At 54.8% G+C, this 294-nt stretch carries 1 protein-coding gene; it reads right to left on the reverse strand.

Annotated features, from left to right (window positions below; genetic code table 11):
• Window positions 1–294 (reverse strand): hypothetical protein (locus tag P0G09_RS19655; RefSeq protein ID WP_275253518.1); only part of this gene is annotated, 294 nt, incomplete at both ends.

Here is a 294-nt window from a genome sequence, read left to right on the forward strand (position 1 = left end):
GCCAAATACTTTATGCCCGATGTATATTTCATCATCGATATCGGGCATAAAGTATTTGGCGGCGGTAAAATGAGCCACCGTTTCCACCAGACCATAATCACAGCGGAAGGCGTTCTTGACCAGCTCCTCACCGTAGCCGGTGGTGGTCACGCTGGCCACATGCAGGCCGGGGTGTTCCCGGTAGATCTTGATCAGCTGTTCCCGGATCAGGGGCAGCGGATTGCCTAGGTTGGGCTGGTAATTGGTGTACAGGATCTGGCTCTTCTCGTCCACCTCCACCGTCAAGCTGGTGGT

It is taken from the genome of Faecalibacterium sp. DFI.5.82, assembly GCF_029076575.1.
Lineage (GTDB): Bacteria > Bacillota > Clostridia > Oscillospirales > Ruminococcaceae > Faecalibacterium > Faecalibacterium duncaniae.